The sequence below is a fragment of the Vibrio sp. Y29_XK_CS5 genome (assembly GCF_024181835.1).
In the GTDB taxonomy this organism is placed as follows: Bacteria; Pseudomonadota; Gammaproteobacteria; order Enterobacterales; family Vibrionaceae; genus Vibrio; species Vibrio harveyi.
On record NZ_JAMZAM010000004.1, the window covers coordinates 193,012 to 211,285 of the forward strand.

Sequence of the window (18,274 nt, forward strand, 5' to 3'; positions counted from 1 at the left end):
AATGAATTATAATGCTTTTCTACGGAATATCATTCCTTATTATGAATCTGTACAAATTATTACTCTTTGTTCTTAGGCTAATTAGCATCATACACAAAGTAATCCACAAGCCCATTGAGCCACCTTCTTCACTTTTACCAGGATCGGTTTCCGACACAACAGCTTGCTTAACGACCACTTCAACGGTTTTGGTAATGATCGCGCCATCTTTGTCGTTTACCGCCACTTCAAACGTCAGCTTTTCACTTTTCTTGCTGACTTTCGGTAAAGTCACTTCCACATTTGGTGTCTCTGTGGTGGTAAACTTAGCGGTGGTTCCTGAAACTTGGCGCCATTTGAACGAGTGATCAGCTGAGTCAACATCTTTTAGATCAAGGGCTGATAATGTAACTTTGTCGTTTTCTAGGCCCTCTTTACGGCTTGCTTTTACCGCAAACGTTGGTTCATCATTGACCGCTTCAATCGTTATTACAGCCGTTGCAGTGTTAGATTCACGCCCGTTTTCTTTCACAATTGCAAATTCAAACTGGTCGTTACCAAAATAGTTTTCATCACTTTGGTAGGTATCGCCATCTAACTTACCATGCTTAGGCGCGGTTTTAATCACGATGGTGTCACCCTTCTCCAATCCTTGCTGCTGACGCAATTCAAGTGCTAAAGGCTTGTCTTCTTGGGTTTTGTATTGAAGGTTGCTCGCTGTGACAACTGGAGAATTGACGGTGATAACAACTTCACCTTCAGCCGTCGTACCAAAATCGTCAGACACTTGATACTTCATCACTGTTCTCTGCTCAGGAATATCTGAAACAGGTACTGAGTAACGAATTTTCTGCCCAGCAATTTCTGCACTGCCAATCGCTGGTTTTGTTGTGATTTTGTCCAACTTAATGGTGTTATTTGCATCAGAAGAACGATCGTTCGCTAGTACATCAATCGTAACGCTTTCACCACTCATCAACGTCACAGAGTCTCTCTGGGCAGTGATGCTCGGTTTTGCTTGAGGTTTCTCTAACAAAGCAGCAAATGGATAGTTACGACCACGACCTTCGCTTAAACCATTCGTCTTGTACGTATTTGTAGTACCGAAAAACTGCTTCTTTTTCTGTCCGTTAGACAAGTAAGCATCTAAGAATGAGTAGCTGTATTCCGGCTTTGCGTTTTCTAATTCAATCACCAACAGCTGTTCGCCGTCATCAATCTCAAATGGTGCAGCAAACATCACTCGACCGCCCGAATCAGGAATCGCACCCGATGACACTTCAACTTGTGTATCAACGTTGATAGATGCATTCCCCCAGCGGTTAGTCGTTAAGTCATACTTAAACATGCGGTAGCGCATATCGGCATTTGGCTGAATTGGTTTCGCATACAAGTAGAAACCTACCAATGTCTTGTAACCTTCGTTGTTATCTAACCCAAACCCTATTGTGTTATTGCGTGAGTCTTCATAAACGTAAGTTCTTGACAGTGAGGTGATCCACGCCGATTTATTGTTTGAAGAAGGTATTGACGCTCGTAGCGATCCATTTTGCGCTGTGCTCGCAATATCATTAATTGAGATATTGGTTTCGCGCCCGCCAGTGATTGTTTTTAGCGAAGGCGATGTATCGTCCGTAACTGTCACTACATTGCTTGAACCAGGGAACACGTCCCCCTGATCAGACCAACCACGCGTTTGTAATTCATCAAGCCCATCCGCTTGGAAAACCTGTACTTGCATTGGACCATTGTCGTTAAAGCGATTGTCCACGCTCACTGCTGTGATTAGTAGCCCTTCACCAGATAACGCACGGTCATATTGGTTTTTGCGGCGGTTTTCGAAGTACGCTCTAGGTCCTTGTTGCTTCAAGTAAGGGTCGAGATACATCACTCCCTCGCCTTGTGCCGTTTCAATGGTCGCGGAACCAGAAGTATCAATGACCTTAGGTTTAATGAAACCAGCAGCTTCCTTACTCCACGCCAGCATATTGACCGGAGTTTCCCCTGCGTAGCTATCGCCTTGTTTTCTTGCCCAGCTTCCTCCGCCCATAAGACCCCATTGGCCCACAGAACCAGAATGCTTGTAGGAGTATAAATCCGGAAGTCCAAGCATCAAGTGTCCAAGCTCATGGGCAATGACCCCCATCGTAGACTGATGATTGCCTTGGAAGTCCGCAAACAAACAGTAATCACGGATCGTCTTACCATCGATCTCAACTGTATTGTGACTGAAGCGGTGAGGCCAGATATATGGTGTGTTAATTGAGCCCGCAGATTTATCGTATCCTGCAAATACAAACATCACCGACAGCTCATCAGGGCTAATTTTGTCATCGTTGTTATCGTCGTAAGTCGACAAATCTACGTAACGATCTAACTTATCGTAAGCCGCCTTGAACGCCGCTTTTAGCTTACCATCACACGTCGAATCATTTTTTGAATGGCAATTCGGATGTGCAATATCCAGCGTAATATCGATAACACCATCATTCGCTGTGCCTTGTGTTTCTCTTGCCGGTTCAACGATATAACGTCCGTAACTGTTCTTGTGGAAGTAGTCTTTGACGCTTTGTTGGTTGTCACCAAAAATCACATCGGTAAAGTCGTTCACAAACGCTTCATCATTGAAGCTTACTTGGACAACCAACAAAGGCTGATGCTTTGGGTCATCTGTCGCGTTAACCGCTCGAAGTGGCGTTTGCTCAAAATAGGCATCGCTTAGCGGATCAATACGACTAGAAGGTACTAAAGAGGACGTCGGACTGACTTTTTCTTTTAACAGTGCTTTCACTGATTGTGGTGTTTCTAATTTGGCTTCCACACCAATTGAAGTCGCAACAAAGCGACCATCAACCACTTCGTGTTGACCATAAAACCATCCTGTATCTTCGTCATAGACGTAGATAATGCCTTCCCGGTCTTGATACCAAAAAGATTCTTGGTCGCCATAAAGTTTTAGCTCTTTCCTAGAGCCGTCATTTAATTGGAATTCATGCCAAGTAGGTGCAGGTAACGTATTAGCATGGGCAAAAGAAGCCATCAGTGTACTGATGATCGGAAAATATATTTTTTTCATATACTCGTCGACTAAGGTTAAAAAGTGACGTTATGTATATCAAAATCAATTTTTCCTTCCCAATTAACAATTCTACTAACGTTATAAAAAATGGTTATCTGATTAATATCACATTTAAATATCCTCAAGGATCATAAGACATATTTATTTTCTTATTAAATCCTATTATTTAACTATGGATTAGTAAAAATATATATTTAAATCCCATTTTAATTACAATACTAATTCTATGAAAAATATTACAACCGCATGTCTTCTTTTATCCATGCTTGGTGTTTTAACTGGATGTGGTGGCGATGATTCTTCCGGTGGTGTCACGACAGTTCCTATCGCTGATGTGGATTCCGGCGATAAAAATGATGACACCACTGACGCAGATTCAGATTCAGATTCAGATTCAGATTCAGATTCTACAGCAGATGACGACGATACGGATACTGTCAACGATGACGACACCGTTACCGATGATGATACAACATCAGACGATGATAAAGACTCAGATGATGACACTACGGGTGATGATGACTCTACCAAAGACGACGGAACCACTGACGACGATACTGACGTAGATGACGATACCGAGCTTTTCCCACACAAAGGAAAATGTACTGTTACGGAACTTAACCTTGACCGAGTTAATATCGAATCACGTGTCGCCAACAGCGACTACGAGTGTATGAGAACTTGGTTCTCCCCTTCTGCTGAACAAGCAGATACCGTTTTTAGCACATTGAGTGTCACACGAATTAACGCTGGCTTAAAAAAAGCAATTGAAGCTTATAAAGGGAAAAAGGAACAAGCTCAGCAGATTTATTACTTGGGCGAGTTTATCAAAGCAGCGTATAAGAACCGACACGACACGTTTGCACGAGACTTACAGCCTTTCCCTTCGGAATTGGGCGCAGAGATCGCCGCTACGATCCAAGAGTTTTTACGCTCACCACACGCATTAACAGATGGACGTGAACAACAAGAAGCACTGGCATCAATGTTGATTGTTGTTGATAGCATTAGACAACTTGCCATTGCCGCTCCCGATGTTTTCGCTGTTCTCGATACCTTTTCTGAAGACAAAAGCGAGAGCTACTATTATCGTAAAGCGATCAACAATGTTTTTATCGCTATGGCAGGGCATTCCCAAACCAAAGCGTTTTACGATCTTATCGAGTCTGACCCACGTTATATTCATCGTTTGAGTGCTTTTATAACCAACAACGAATGGGCGATCGGAACGGATTCTGAACAATTGCTCGGCAACGCCGCCCGTGAGCTCGCTAGACTTGTCAAAACCCAAGATGCGAGCACAAAACAAGTCGTCATCGATGCTTTGCGTAGCTTGTTGGCACGTTACCCACTCGGTGGCAAATCGGACCGAATATGGGTTGGTATTGCTGAAATGGTCAATGCTTATGCGCCGGATTACCTAGAACAACTCGGGCTTGGTAATGCGAAGCAAGATCTAAAACAGAAAATCATGACATTCAGTTATGACTGTCGTGGACCTGCGCAAATACTCGCTCAGGAAATGACTGAAGCTCAAGCAGTGACAAGCTGCGAAACATTGAACCTGAAAGAAGATGACTTCCACCAAATTGTTAACACGGGATATCAGCCTGTCGCTGATGATCATAGCGACAGTGTTGACGTTATTGTTTTTAAAACCAAAAACGACTATTCAACCTACTCTAGCTTCCTATTCGGTAACACGACCAACAACGGCGGACAATTCCTCGAACGAGACCCTTCCAAGCAAGGAAATGTACCTCGATTCGTCGCTTATCAAAACGGATGGGATGACGACTTTTCGATTCTAAACTTAGAGCATGAATACATTCACTATTTGGACGGACGATTTAACCAATACGGTGACTTCCACGAGACAATGCGCGAAGGTAGCATCGTTTGGTGGTTAGAAGGCTTCGCTGAATACATGCACTACAAAGACGGCTATACCGCAGCATTAGTACTTGGTAAAGACAAAACTCATACTTTAGATGAAGTGTTCCATACCAACTACAGCGACGGTTTGAATCGTGTTTACCGTTGGGGCTACCTAGCCGTGCGCTTTATGTTAGAAAAGCATCCTGAAGACGTAACCGAGCTTTTGGGATATTCACGTACCGGACAATACAAAGAGTGGGTTAAACTCCTTGAACGACTCGGTCCTACCTACAATACAGAGTTTCACTCATGGCTAGATGAAGTAACCAAAGACATTGATGACACGGACATTTCTAAGCCGAAGCCAAAAGAAAAACCGAAGAAAATTGAGCTCAATACCAGTGTTCAAGTTAGTGGTGAAAAGTTCGCAGAGAAACTTTTCTTCGTCGACGTGACGCAGAACTTCAATCAATTGGAAGTATCGATTACCGGTAGCGGTGACGCCGATTTATATGCTTGTTATGACAAAGTCTGTCACTACTTTGAGTACGAGTGGACCAACTTTACTCATGGCAGTAACGAATCCATTTCGATTCCAAAGAATGAAGACGGCACCATAAAAACGGGTCAATACTATTTCAGCATCAGTGGTCGTGACGAGTTCGACGTAGAGCTATCAGTGGTCGCGAAATAAGCCACTCTCAACCTTCATTAAGCACCTGCTTTCCTCACGGTGCTTAATGAACATTAAATATAATTTATAGCGCTATTATAATTCTTAATTTCCTGAAGCAATTACTTTGGATATAAAATGCAAAACAATGCTTAAGTGTAACGTCGTAATATTAAATTGAAAAAGTGAATAATATGCAAAGGAATAAGCCTTACCTGCCTAACTTCAAATTGACTGACTTTGATATAGAAACATTAGTACAACCTATCATTTGCCCTAAAAGTCAAGAAATTCAATATTACGAAACGTTATCGAAGATTTGTACTTTTGACAAAAATAACATTAATAACGACGTCTTCTTTTCAATTGTAGATAATTCGTTTATTCAAACGCTCGCTTTACAGCAAATTCAATTTTCTCTCGCCCAATACCCACACCAGCGACACTCATTTAATATTAAGCTTTCATGTTTGGCTGACGAGCACTTTGTACAAAAGCTCTTAAGCTTCAACGGAGCCAAGTTCGCATTAGAAATCAGTGAGCTTGATTGCTATACCGAATCGAAAGAAATACACCATAACTTGTCGCAGTTACAGGCAAACAACATCGAAATTTGGTTGGATGATTATCATAGCAACAACAAACTCGCCAATATGTCGCTCGACACCATCTTTTGGGACCGTATTAAAATCGACAAAAGCTTCCTCAAGTACGCGGATCTAGAGTCTATACAAGCGTTAGAGTACTTCTTAGCACCATTTTGTTCTCGTGGTTTGATTTTTGAAGGTGTCGAAGACGCTCAACATCATGAGATGCTTAAAGAGTGCCACTCTTTGGTCCAAGGCTACCACTATTCGCGCCCTTACCCATTGCAGTCTGAAGAAGCTGTTTCGTTGTGTTCTTAACAAACGACTTTCTTTTCCTAGCCATTCCTCCAGATAACGAAACGCCCAAAGATTCCCTTTTTGGGCGTTTTCACTTTCAAGCCGCGTTCAAACTCAATCATCCGTAATCTAGCTAAGGTATTGATCTCAGTTTGCACATCCAATTTATGTTGTTTCAGGTCAAGTAACCACACTATAAACATAGAAATACAACCTTTCTGATACAACACTTAATAAAAAGGAGGTGCGTATGAAAAGATTCAAAAACATCTTGTTCGTTAGCCAAGGATTGGCTGGCAAAAGTGACTCACTGGAACAAGCAATGAAACTTGCCACAATCCATGACGCTCGCTTATCTGGGCTTATCGTGTGCCCTGAGATGCCATCCAATATGCGCGAATACCAACAGACCTACGAAAATTCTCTGATAGACTCACTATTTACTGACATTAAAACCGCACAGTTGAATGATCCTTTCTCTGACGATGTAGAGCCTTTCCCAATCAGCGTTGAGAGTGGTGACAAACCTGTTGTCTCTATCATTCAACAAGTTAATAAACATCACTACGATCTGGTAATCAAAGATGCTGAGCCACTGGATGAGGGAACAAAAGGGTTTAAAGCGCTCGATATGAAATTATTGCGTAAATGCCCTTGCCCTGTATGGCTAAACCGAGCAGCAAAACATGTAACGGTATCGAAACGAGTGGCGGTGGCTATCGATCCCATCATTTCCAGTGAAGAGCAACAAGAATTAACAGTTCATCTTCTCCAGTTAGCCCACTCCATCGCAGACTCCTACAACCAACAATTGCACATCGTGTCTTGTTGGGAGTATCAGATGGAAAGCTATCTAAGGCATCATATTTGGATTCAGATTGAAGATGAAGTGCTCGATCAACAAATCGATGCTCACCGAATCGCACACCGTGAAGCATTGGATTCCATCATCCAAATTTCTGAAATTGATGGTGAGTTCTTTATCCATCACTTACACGGCTCCGCTGATGAGCAGATACCAAACTGGGTCAATAAAGAGGATGTAGATGTGCTTGTAATGGGCACCATTGCTCGAACGGGCATTCAAGGCATGGTCATTGGTAATACTGCAGAGAATGTCTTGCAGTCACTTGACTGTTCTTTGGTGGCGTTAAAACCAAAGAGTTTCGTTTCTCCCCTTTCGGTTTGAGTCAAAACACCAACACCTGGAGGGAATATAAGGACGAAATATGCCTATATGCCCAAGTGACTTCAAGGTATGGATTCTGCGCGTTACGTTAGATTTGAACCCAAGGAACACAGGTTGCAACGGTCATTAAAAAAGGATGCCACTTGGCATCCTTTTGTTTTAAATCACTAAAGCGCAATTAAACGTCGTAAGTTGTCGACGCTGTGTTACCGCCTGTACCAGTCCAGTTTGTGTGGAAGAATTCACCACGTGGACGATCCGTACGCTCGTAAGTGTGAGCACCGAAGTAGTCACGTTGAGCTTGAAGCAGGTTCGCTGGTAGACGAGCAGTTGTGTAACCATCTAGGAAAGATAGCGCAGAAATCGTACATGGCATTGGGATACCAGACTCTAGAGATTTCGCTGCTACTTTACGCCATGCCGCTAGGCTGCCTTGTAGGATGTTTTTGAAGTACTCATCAGAACCTAGGAATGCGATATCTGGGTTCGCTTCGTACGCATCACGAATGTTGCCTAGGAAAGCAGAACGGATGATACAACCACCACGCCACATTAGTGCTACGTTACCGTAGTTTAGGTCCCAACCATTTTCGTTCGATGCTTCGCGCATTAGCATGAAGCCTTGAGCGTAAGAGATGATTTTAGATGCCAGTAGTGCTTGACGTAGTGCATCAACCCACTCTTGCTTGTCGCCTTCAACTGGTGTGATTGTCTTACCGAATAGAGACTCAGCTTCAACACGTTGGTCTTTCAATGCAGATAGGCAACGAGAGAATACAGATTCAGAGATAAGAGTCAGTGGAATACCTAAGTCTAGTGCGTTGATACCAGTCCATTTACCAGTACCTTTTTGGCCCGCTGTATCTAGGATCTTCTCTACTAGTGGTTCACCGTCTTCATCTTTGTAGCCAAGGATGTCAGCAGTGATTTCAACAAGGTAGCTATCTAGCTCAGTCTTGTTCCAATCTGCGAATACAGCTTGCATCTCATCTGCAGACATACCAAGACCATCTTTCATGAACTGGTAAGCTTCGGTGATAAGCTGCATGTCGCCGTATTCGATACCGTTGTGTACCATCTTAACGAAGTGACCTGCACCATCGTTACCAACCCAGTCACAACAAGGCTCACCAGCGTCAGTTTTCGCTGCAATACCTTGGAAGATAGGCTTAACAGCTTCCCATGCTTCAGCAGAACCACCAGGCATAATAGATGGACCAAAACGAGCACCTTCTTCACCACCAGATACACCAGTGCCGATGAAGTGGATGCCTTTTTCACGTAGTGCAGCAACGCGACGGTTTGTATCTGGGTAATTAGTGTTACCGCCGTCAATAATGATGTCGCCTTTGTCTAGTAGAGGTACTAGAGCTTCGATGAACTTGTCTACAACTTCACCTGCGCGAACCATCAACATCACTTTACGTGGCGCTTCTAGCTTCTCTACTAGTTCTTCTAGAGAGTATGCACCGATGATGTTTGTGCCTTTCGCCGGACCTTCCAGGAACTCGTCTACTTTAGCAGCAGTACGGTTGTGAGCCACAACTTTAAAGCCGTGGTCGTTCATGTTTAGGATAAGGTTTTGACCCATTACAGCAAGGCCGATTACACCGATATCACCTTTCATTGTTTCTCTCCAATTGTCTTTTATTCGACCAGCGACCGTCTTAAACGATTTTCGCCGCTGCGTCTAAATCTAAATACCATTCCGTCAGACCCGATGTCGCTTGGATCTTCGCCGCCGGATATGGAAGTACGCGTGCTGGTGAGCTGTTAATCTCTTCAATGATATCTGCTTTACCAGCACCAAGTACTAAGTAACTGATGCGCTTCGCTGCTTCTAATACGCGTGCCGTCTTTGATACGCGAATCTGACCAGACTCAGGATGAGACGCCAACACTGATAGGTTCTCATCATCGTAGTTTGTCTGACCTGGGAACAGTGATGCAGTATGACCATCTGCGCCAACACCAAGCAAGATCCAATCAAACACAGGAGTGCCATTTTCAGTTGGAATCACTTCTGCCATCTCTTTCGCAAAACGTTCTGCTTCTACTTTTGGCTCTTCTTCACCACGGATACGGTGAATGTTCTCAGCAGGAATATTGACCTGCGTAAAGAGTAGAGCATTTGCTTCGCCATAGTTGCTTTCTGCATCATCAGGCGCAACGCAGCGCTCATCACCCCACCAAAAGTGGAGGTTTTGCCACTGAATTGACGTCGCGTAAGCCTCTGTTGCCAAAAGCTTAAACAGCATTTTAGGTGTGCTGCCGCCAGAAAGAGAGATGTGAACAGGTCGGCCCATTTCGCTAAACGCTTTCATATCGTTAGCAAGGCTTTCTACTACCTGCTCTGCTGTTTGGTAGATCTTGTGGTTGATCATAGTTCGCAGTAGTCCGTATCTGTTAGGTTTTTACAAGGGAAACGCCATGCGCGGTTAGCTCGCTGTAGCAAGTCGTCCGCTTCTTTTGGTCCCCATGTACCACATGCGTATCCGAATAGCGCTTGTGGGTCTTGCTTGAAATCTAGAATTGGTTGCACGTATTTCCAACACGCTTCAACCGCATCGCTACGAGCAAATAGCGTCGCATCACCGTTTAGGGCATCAAGAAGTAGACGCTCATAAGCAGTTAGCATTTGGGTTTCTTGCAGGTCAGCGTAGTGGAAGTTCATTTTCACTTCCTTCGCTTTAAAGCCTGCGCCCGGCTCTTTCAGACCAAAGCTCATTTGGATGCCTTCGTCTGGCTGAATACGAATAATCAGCTTGTTCTCTGGTGCGTTTTGTCCAAACACTGGGTGTGGTGTTTGTTTAAAGTGGATAACCACTTCTGTCACGCGAGTCGGTAGACGCTTACCTGTACGTACGTAGAAAGGCACGCCATTCCAACGCCAGTTGTTGATGTAAGCTTTCAGACCGATGTAAGTCTCAGTACGAGAATCGTCTGCTACGCCGTTCTCTTCACGGTAACCTGGAAGTTGTTGACCACGAACTTCAGACGCCGTGTACTGACCCAATACTAAATCGTTACGAAGTGCGTCTTCATCCAGTGGTTTAAGACACTGAAGCACTTTCACGACTTCATCACGCATCGCGTCAGCATTGATTTGTGCAGGTGGCTCCATACCAACCATTGCCAGTACTTGTAGCAAGTGGTTTTGGAACATGTCGCGAACCGCACCTGAACCATCGTAGTAACCGCCACGCTCTTCTACGCCTAAGAATTCTGCGCCTGTGATTTCCACGTAATCAATGAAGTTACGGTTCCACAACGGCTCAAACATAGCGTTAGAGAAACGAAGTACAAGCAGGTTTTGAACCGTTTCTTTACCTAGGTAGTGGTCGATACGGTAGATCTGATGCTCTTGGAAGTGTTCGTGGATCTCTTTATCCAGTGAACGCGCTGATTCAAGGTCGTACCCGAATGGTTTCTCAATGATCAGACGCTTCCAACCATCTTCCTCATTGTTCAGACCGTGAGCTGCAAGGCTTGCAGGAATCACGCTGTATAGGCTTGGTGGCGTTGCAAGATAGAAAAGCGTATTACGTTGTTCGAATTGGTATTCGTTTGCCAGTTGGTCTAAGCGTGTCGCCAACTTGCTGTAATCTTGTGTGTCAGAAGTATTGATTGCTTGGTAATGCAGGTGATTGATAAATGCATTAAGCGTTTCTGGCTCAGTTTTCTCCATTTCCTGAAGCGATTTTTTCAGCTTTTCGCGGTAAGAATCGTCGCTGTACTCAGTACGACTTACGCCAAGAATGGCAAAATTCTCTGGAAGCTGTTTGTTCGCATAGAGGTGGTAGAGAGCAGGAATTAACTTACGGTACGTAAGGTCACCTGAAGCACCAAAAATAACGATGCTGCTGTTTTCTGGTATTACCATCATCTTTCCCTTAAAAACGAGGTACTTATTGTGTGCCCGGATACGGCTAAAGGATTGAGCCAACCCTATCAATGGCACTCAAAAATAGAAAATTGGTCTTACCTATTACGTTGATAGGTAAAGCCTATAGTCTCAAATCACTACAACTACTGAGCCCCTTAAACATAGTCAGGTTCTCAACATTTGGAGGTCATATAAGACGCTTATGTCTCTCGAGTACAACCTTGCACTCTTCGGAGGAGATTTCCGACACGGGGGCGTATTGTCTACGACTATTTGATTTACATCAACACTTGGCGGTGCAAACGTTTAAATAATTTACACAAATCATCATAATTAATTGAATTAAAAGAAATAAATACCCTGCCCGGCCTAGTGATAAAATTTAAGCAAAAACTCTAAAAAGATTATTTATTGTTCAATTTTGCAATCCATTACATAAGCTCTGTGCACTATGCAGAATTTACAACTCTACTTCATAGTTGTTGATAATGATACTTAATTAAAGATAATGGAGAATTCTATCAGCACACGTTAGGACTGCTATGAATCAGGGCTCAGCAAAACAGCAATCGACGCATCGTATTCAAGGCGTATTGGATTACATTCATAGTAATCTTGATTCCCCTTTGAGCGTTGATGACATTTCGCAACAAAGTTGCTGGTCTCGCTGGCAGTTGCAGCGCGTGTTTCAACAGCAAACAGGACTTTCGGTTGCAAACTACGTTAGAGAGCTTAAGTTAAGCTACGCAGCAGAGCGATTAGTCGGCGGAAGTGAGCGCTCTTTGGATATTGCGCTGGAAATGGGGTTTGCCTCCGAGCACGCATTCAGCCGCGCATTCAAGCAGATGTTTTCTGTCAGCCCTCGCGAATATAGAAAGAACCAACAGTTATCAGGGTTACGTAAACCATTTACGTTACGCCACCTTCCAGAAGCGTCGCACAATGACGGGCACTTTATCGAAGTAAAGATAGAAACGAAACCAAGCTTTTATCTACAGGGGCTTTCTCAACCAATCAGCGGTTTGTTCTCCCCTTCTCCAAACTTCCATTACAAAGTCCCGCAGTTGTGGCTTCAGCTTTCTCTTATTGCCGATCAAGTCGAAGAGCCACCAGTTCGCCATCTCGGTGTTATTGATGTTACCCACCCTCACTTTGATGGTTCGAATCTTCAATATTGGGCAGGTTATGAACTCGACGACAATGTCCATTTACCAAGCATTCCAAATGCAGTGTCTGACCAGTTAGAGACCTTATTCGTACCACAGCAAACTTATGCCGTAATCACTCACATCGGTAAGGCAGCGAAACTTGCACAAACCCTTGAGTGGTTCATCATGTGTTGGTTACCTGCTTCAAATTATCGCGGCGTCGATGGGTATGAGCTTGAAAACTATCCGGCAGACTACCAACCCGACAGTGATAACGCCCAAATGCAATACTGGTTACCCGTAGAGCGTTGTTACAGCCGACACTCGAAGTAAGAGAAAAGTCCTATCCTTTAGAGCGAGTTGCACCAAATTGTTAACTTTTCTATTTTTCCCATCTATAAAATACAAATAACAATCATTATCAATAACTAGAAAAAGTAGTGGAATTAGGAAAAATGGAAACCCCGATTAAATTTCATCGCTCAACACTTGCAGTTGTTGTTTCTGCGCTGATCGCAGGACACGCTGTTGCTGACGAAGACGTAACTCAACTCGAAACAATGACCGTATTAGGTGAGACTTACCGAAATACGGCAACAAAAACGTCATTAGAACCAGAAGAAACCCCACAGGCAATCACCATCATCACGAAGGATGAAATGGATTTACGCGGAGTGAGCACGGTCAGCGAAGCACTTCGTTACTCATCTGGTGTAAATACCGAACTACGCGGTGGTGCCGTTACGCGTCTAGACCTATTCAATATCCGTGGTTTCATTAACTACACCAACTTCTACGATGGTCTCCCTCTCCTATTCAACGGTTGGAACTTACAGCCACAAATTGATGCAGCTGCGGTTGAGCAAGTTGAAGTGTTCAAAGGACCTACGTCTGTTTTATATGGAAACATTCCACCAGGCGGCATGGTCAACATCATCGCAAAGACTCCGCAATCTGAGCCAGCTAACACGGTATCAGTCAGTACTGGCACCAACAGCCTGAAAGAAGTGAACTTCGACACCACGGGGCAAATTGGTGATTCAAACGTGAACTACCGCATCGTAGGGATGGCGAAACAGCGAGATGGGCAAGCAGAGACATCAGAAGACGAGCGTTATCTGATTGCGCCGTCATTCGACTGGCAAGCGACAGACAAAACGCTTGTTAATGTCAACGTGTACTACCAAAACGATCCTTCGGCAGGTATTTACACCACAGTTCCAGCAGCGGGCTCCGTTCTCGATAACCCACTCGGTTCGTTGTCTCCTGATACTTACTTGGGCGACAAAAACTGGAACACCTATGAACGTGAAGTGTTGATGATTGGCTACAAAATTCTGCACGACTTCAACAACAACTGGCAGTTCTTGCAAAATGCACGCTACATGACAGCTGACTCGTACCAAGAAAACACGTACAACAGCCCATTAGCCGCTGATAATCGTACGATTGGTCGTAATGCTTACCTCACGGATGAAGATTCAACTTCATTTGTGATTGATAACCAATTATCAGGCTACGTTGCCCATGGCAATTTCGAGCATAACTTGCTACTTGGGTTAGATTACCAATACCTAGATTCTGATGTGAAATACAAAGACACCTTAGGTTACTCACTTACGCAAGACATCTTTAATCCTAATCACAATCAGATTGACCGCGACGCTCTAAAGTTCGCTTACCAGCAGGCACTGGATATCAAGACGAAACAGCTTGGCGTTTACTTCCAAGACCAACTTCGCTACAACAACCTTGTGATGATTGCCGGACTTCGCTGGGATAAATACGAATCCGACACCAACACTGTGAGTGATTACCTAGGCACAGTCACACCGAGCAAGGAAAAGCTTGATGAAAACAACGTATCTTTCCGAGTTGGTGCGTTATACGAGCTTGATTTTGGTCTGTCTCCTTACCTGACTTACTCAGAGAGTTTTGAACCAATCGCGGGAGCTGATGCATCAGGTAAAGCGTTCGACCCTTCTACTGGTCATCAATGGGAGCTGGGCTTCAAATACGCCCCTCTGGGTGGTGACGTATCAGGCAACCTAGCGCTGTTCCATATCACCAAGAAAAACGCGATCTTGACCGATCCTAACAACCCATACGCACCGCAATACCAAGCTGGTGAAGTGGTTTCTCAAGGTGCAGAGCTAGAAGCGAAATGGCAAGCAACGCCGCAAGCTGACCTAACGCTAAACTACACCTATATCAATATGGAAATTAAAGAAGACAGCTATTACCACCAAGAAGGCAAAACGCCAGTGTGGGTACCAGAACAAACCGCTTCTTTATGGGCAAATTACTACTACGAAGGTACTTTAACAGGGCTTCGCACCAGTGCTGGCGTTCGTTACGTAGGTAAAACAGAAATGGATGCACAAAACAGTGACCAAGTGCCAGATTACACCTTGGTTGACCTAGCGGCGAGCTATGACTTATCGGCGGCTTCACAATCACTCGACGGCGCAAGCGTCACGCTGTCTGCGAGCAATATCTTTGATGAGGAATACTACAGCTGTTATGACAAGAACAACTGTTGGTTTGGTGCTGAACGATCTATCGAAGCGAAGCTTGAGTACAAGTTCTAACGCCTAACAAGCCGCTCAAACAAGTTCTTTTTCGAGAACATAAAAACAAACTGTATATCTCACAAATCAAAAGCGGTGGCTACCAATAAGCCACCGCTTTTCATTTCTCTTAGCTTTTACTACAGAACGCTTCTGAACAGTATTTAAAGTTCGAATTAAGTTACCTTGTCACTTTTCTATAACAACGCTCAGGTCGCCCTACCGTGCCATAGTTTAAGTCTGCCTCTAATTCACCAGAACTGATCAAGTATTCCAAATAACGTCTGGCCGTTGTTCGGCTGGCACCAATTTGCTCTCCAGCTTCATCCGCCGTATACATCTCTTCACCGACGAACAATCCTCGAATTTTATCCAAAGTTACCCCATCAATCCCTTTGGGCAATCTGTGCGACGACGTGTCTGGTACCACATTTGATTGCAGCATCTTATCAACTAAATTCTGGTCCAAGCTTTCTGCGACATTGAGTTGTTGGCGTTGCGAAATGTACTTTTGCAATGCGGCCTCCAACCTTGGAAACATCACTGGCTTAAGCAGATAATCAACTACCCCGCCTCGCATCGCTTGTTGCAGTGTATCTACGTCTCTTGCCGCGGTAATTAAAATCACATCACAAGTTTGATTGTTCGCACGCAACGTATTGAGGATCTCTAATCCTGTTCCATCGGGTAAGTACACATCCATGAGCAGCAAATCAGGCTTGAGCACCTCAAGCTGTAACTCTGCTTCCATCCGTGTCGTTGCAATGCCCACCACTTCCAAGCCAGAGAGTTGGCTCAGATATTTATGATGTAACTCTGCAATGGCAATATCATCCTCGATGATCATGACTCGCGTTGCCGTATTCATACTTGTTCTTCCTTAGGCAAATACACGGTAATTCTCGTTCCATGTTCTGTATTTGGTAGCATCTCAACATAACCGTGATAACGCGTCGCCAGTTGATTAACAAGATGCAATCCCACACCTCGATTCTGACGCGACTTGGTTGAAATGCCCTTTTTCAAGAGCTCTTGTGGCTCAATGTTTTCCGGCAGTCCACACCCTTGGTCGACAACCTCTAAAATCACTTCGTTGCCATAATCACTGATCGACACATCAATGCTGCGGCGCTCTAATGCAAACGCAGATTCAACACGAATAGCAGACAGCGTCGCATCGAAAGCGTTGTCGATTAGGTTGCCAAGTACCGTGACCAGATCTTCTGCATTTAACCACTCAGGTAATGGCTCCAATCGACTGCCTTCTTCTACCACTAACTGTAATCCCAGTTCACGTGCACGCTCGGTTTTACCCAGTAACATGCCAGCAATAAGCGGGTCTTTGATGGTATCGCGTAAAAATTCTATCATCGCTTGATAGTGCGCTGTCTCTTGCCCAATCAATTGTTGAACCGCTTCGAGTTCCCCCATCTGAACCAATCCGCTGATCGTATTAAGCTTATTTCTGTGCTCGTGAGTCTGAGAGCGAAGCAAATCGGCGTATTCTTTAGTTTGCGAAAGCTGTTCAGTAAGTTCGTTTATTTCATCACGCAGACGGAAACTGGAAACCGCACCGACGATTTTTCCTTCGACGTAGATTGGCGAACGGTTGGCAATTAAACGCTTGTGATTAAGGAAGATCTCGATATCGTGATCTTCTTGCCCTGTTTCCAGCACGGTATACAAATCGCTGTCTCGCAGGGTATCTGTCAGCGGTTTATTCAGAGCCAATTCCCTTTCAATACCTAAAATCTGACACGCACTTCGGTTGATGGAACGCAATACACCTTGGGCATCAATACTTAATACCCCTTCTTTAATGGTGCTCATGGTGACGTCGAGTTCACCGTACAAACGTCCAATTTCCTCTGGTTCAAAACCCAAAATGGCACGCTGAAATTTTCGGGATGCATAGTTGGAAACAATCGCGTTGGCAGCAACAACGATCAATGCCATTAAGATAAGGAATGCAAAGAAAGGCTCGATGCGGTCTTGTAAGCGTTCCAGCAAATAACCGACCGAAACCACACCAATGATGTTGCCTTGTTGATCGAAAATTGCCGCTTTACCACGGACGGAATAACCCAATGATCCTTGAGCCGTCGAGATGTATGATTTACCTTCCACCAGCGCTCGTTGGTTGTCGCCGCCTTTCATTGGCTTACCGATGCGCTCGTCGACAGGGTGAATCAAACGCACACCATTTTTATCCCCAATCACAATGAACGCAGCACCAAGTGCCTCAGTCATTTCACGAAACCGCTGTTGATAAGGATCGGTATTCTGAGACTCAATCATTTCGCGAACAATATGAGAAGTAGACAAGAAACGAGCAACGCCAAGCGCTTTCTCCCCCATCTCTTGTTCTTGGTCGAATTTTAGGTAGGTAAAGCCCGCAGCCACCAGAATAAGAAGTTCGATCAACCCCGACAGCGTCATAATAATAAGCATGCGCTTACGAAAGCTGATCCGACTCCAACTCATTGATATTTCCTTTATCTTCGCCAGTTTTCCACGTCACTGTGGCACACTTGCCTAAGTTAACACTGAGTTAACATGCTCGCTCTAATCAAATGACAAATCTGTGAACAGACGAAACGTTCTGAACGGTTTACGGTTAATTTATAGGCGTGCCGTGCTTTCTTCAGTTCGAACAAACCCGTTCCAACACTTAGCTTTGTCACTCATGGCTCATTTAGCGCATTTATAGCCGCCGTGAAATATCAAAATTCAATCATAATGCTAACGAAATAATGTTGTAATTTATTCAACATCATACATAAATTGCCATCTAAATCTTGAACATGATCACACCAAATTTAGCGGTTTTTGAGGCGTTTTTAGACTTTCGATCGTATAATTTTTAGTCAAGAAGCCTAGCAGAGCTTCGAATAAAGAAAGCAGCCAACTGGAAGTCTATTTAACGCTCAACACTTGCGTCAGTAAATTGAAGATACATTGATAAAAATACAAATACTGACCGTAGGA

The 18,274-nt window shown here is 44.2% G+C and carries 11 protein-coding genes; 5 read left to right on the forward strand and 6 right to left on the reverse strand.

Features of this window, described 5'->3' with window-relative positions:
- Positions 1–19: 19 nt before the first annotated feature.
- Positions 20–3,055, reverse strand: a complete 3,036-nt coding sequence (locus NL647_RS17150) for a M6 family metalloprotease domain-containing protein (RefSeq protein ID WP_026138252.1) — start codon at positions 3,053–3,055, stop codon at positions 20–22.
- Positions 3,056–3,320: 265 nt separating this feature from the next.
- On the opposite strand from NL647_RS17150, the gene NL647_RS17155 reads away from it, so the two are divergent.
- The 3 genes from NL647_RS17155 (at position 3,321) to NL647_RS17165 (ending at position 7,682) form a co-directional block, all read left to right on the forward strand.
- A complete protein-coding gene (locus NL647_RS17155; RefSeq protein ID WP_253650538.1) occupies positions 3,321–5,630 on the forward strand; it encodes a M9 family metallopeptidase in 2,310 nt (769 codons plus the stop codon).
- A 173-nt stretch (positions 5,631–5,803) separates the two neighbouring features.
- On the forward strand, positions 5,804–6,514 hold the full coding sequence (locus NL647_RS17160) for an EAL domain-containing protein (protein WP_017818098.1): 711 nt from the start codon (positions 5,804–5,806) through the stop codon (positions 6,512–6,514).
- Positions 6,515–6,743: 229 nt separating this feature from the next.
- A complete protein-coding gene (locus tag NL647_RS17165) occupies positions 6,744–7,682 on the forward strand; it encodes a universal stress protein (RefSeq protein ID WP_009697497.1) in 939 nt (312 codons plus the stop codon).
- A gap of 178 nt (positions 7,683–7,860) precedes the next feature.
- On the opposite strand, the gene gnd is transcribed toward NL647_RS17165, so the two are convergent.
- Genes gnd through zwf form a run of 3 tightly spaced genes read right to left on the reverse strand, consistent with a single transcriptional unit; the run spans position 7,861 to position 11,565 of the window.
- A complete protein-coding gene (gnd, locus tag NL647_RS17170) occupies positions 7,861–9,309 on the reverse strand; it encodes a decarboxylating NADP(+)-dependent phosphogluconate dehydrogenase (RefSeq protein WP_005445995.1) in 1,449 nt (482 codons plus the stop codon).
- Positions 9,310–9,349: 40 nt separating this feature from the next.
- Positions 9,350–10,066, reverse strand: coding sequence for a 6-phosphogluconolactonase (pgl, locus tag NL647_RS17175; protein WP_009697496.1), 717 nt, complete (start codon positions 10,064–10,066; stop codon positions 9,350–9,352).
- Positions 10,063–11,565 (reverse strand): glucose-6-phosphate dehydrogenase, encoded by a 1,503-nt coding sequence (zwf, locus tag NL647_RS17180; protein ID WP_005445999.1) that lies wholly within the window; start codon positions 11,563–11,565, stop codon positions 10,063–10,065. Before zwf ends, pgl begins: the two co-directional genes overlap by 4 nt.
- Before the next feature lie 545 nt (positions 11,566–12,110).
- Here zwf and NL647_RS17185 point away from each other — a divergent pair.
- Complete coding sequence (locus tag NL647_RS17185) at positions 12,111–13,049, forward strand: AraC family transcriptional regulator (protein ID WP_045489113.1); 939 nt, start codon at positions 12,111–12,113, stop codon at positions 13,047–13,049.
- Between the two features lie 122 nt (positions 13,050–13,171).
- Positions 13,172–15,307 carry a TonB-dependent siderophore receptor gene (locus tag NL647_RS17190; protein ID WP_053052801.1) on the forward strand — a complete coding sequence of 712 codons (2,136 nt, stop codon included), beginning with the start codon at positions 13,172–13,174 and terminating at the stop codon, positions 15,305–15,307.
- A 160-nt stretch (positions 15,308–15,467) separates the two neighbouring features.
- Here the strand turns inward: NL647_RS17190 and NL647_RS17195 are convergent, their stop codons facing one another.
- Both NL647_RS17195 and NL647_RS17200 read right to left on the reverse strand, forming a co-directional pair.
- Complete coding sequence (locus NL647_RS17195; protein ID WP_047516752.1) at positions 15,468–16,154, reverse strand: response regulator; 687 nt, start codon at positions 16,152–16,154, stop codon at positions 15,468–15,470.
- The gene (locus tag NL647_RS17200) at positions 16,151–17,770 is read right to left on the reverse strand and encodes a sensor histidine kinase (RefSeq protein ID WP_053050054.1); all 1,620 of its coding nucleotides are present in this window, start codon (positions 17,768–17,770) and stop codon (positions 16,151–16,153) included. Before NL647_RS17200 ends, NL647_RS17195 begins: the two co-directional genes overlap by 4 nt.
- Positions 17,771–18,274: the final 504 nt, after the last annotated feature.

Bases quoted from the DNA above. Each gene is read 5' to 3' on its own strand.
- NL647_RS17150 (WP_026138252.1), bottom strand. From the start codon at position 3,055: ATGAAAAAAATATATTTTCCGATCATCAGTACACTGATGGCTTCTTTT.
- NL647_RS17155 (WP_253650538.1), top strand. From the start codon at position 3,321: ATGCTTGGTGTTTTAACTGGATGTGGTGGCGATGATTCTTCCGGTGGT.
- NL647_RS17160 (WP_017818098.1), top strand. From the start codon at position 5,804: ATGCAAAGGAATAAGCCTTACCTGCCTAACTTCAAATTGACTGACTTT.
- NL647_RS17165 (WP_009697497.1), top strand. From the start codon at position 6,744: ATGAAAAGATTCAAAAACATCTTGTTCGTTAGCCAAGGATTGGCTGGC.
- gnd (WP_005445995.1), bottom strand. From the start codon at position 9,309: ATGAAAGGTGATATCGGTGTAATCGGCCTTGCTGTAATGGGTCAAAAC.
- pgl (WP_009697496.1), bottom strand. From the start codon at position 10,066: ATGATCAACCACAAGATCTACCAAACAGCAGAGCAGGTAGTAGAAAGC.
- zwf (WP_005445999.1), bottom strand. From the start codon at position 11,565: ATGGTAATACCAGAAAACAGCAGCATCGTTATTTTTGGTGCTTCAGGT.
- NL647_RS17185 (WP_045489113.1), top strand. From the start codon at position 12,111: ATGAATCAGGGCTCAGCAAAACAGCAATCGACGCATCGTATTCAAGGC.
- NL647_RS17190 (WP_053052801.1), top strand. From the start codon at position 13,172: ATGGAAACCCCGATTAAATTTCATCGCTCAACACTTGCAGTTGTTGTT.
- NL647_RS17195 (WP_047516752.1), bottom strand. From the start codon at position 16,154: ATGAATACGGCAACGCGAGTCATGATCATCGAGGATGATATTGCCATT.
- NL647_RS17200 (WP_053050054.1), bottom strand. From the start codon at position 17,770: ATGAGTTGGAGTCGGATCAGCTTTCGTAAGCGCATGCTTATTATTATG.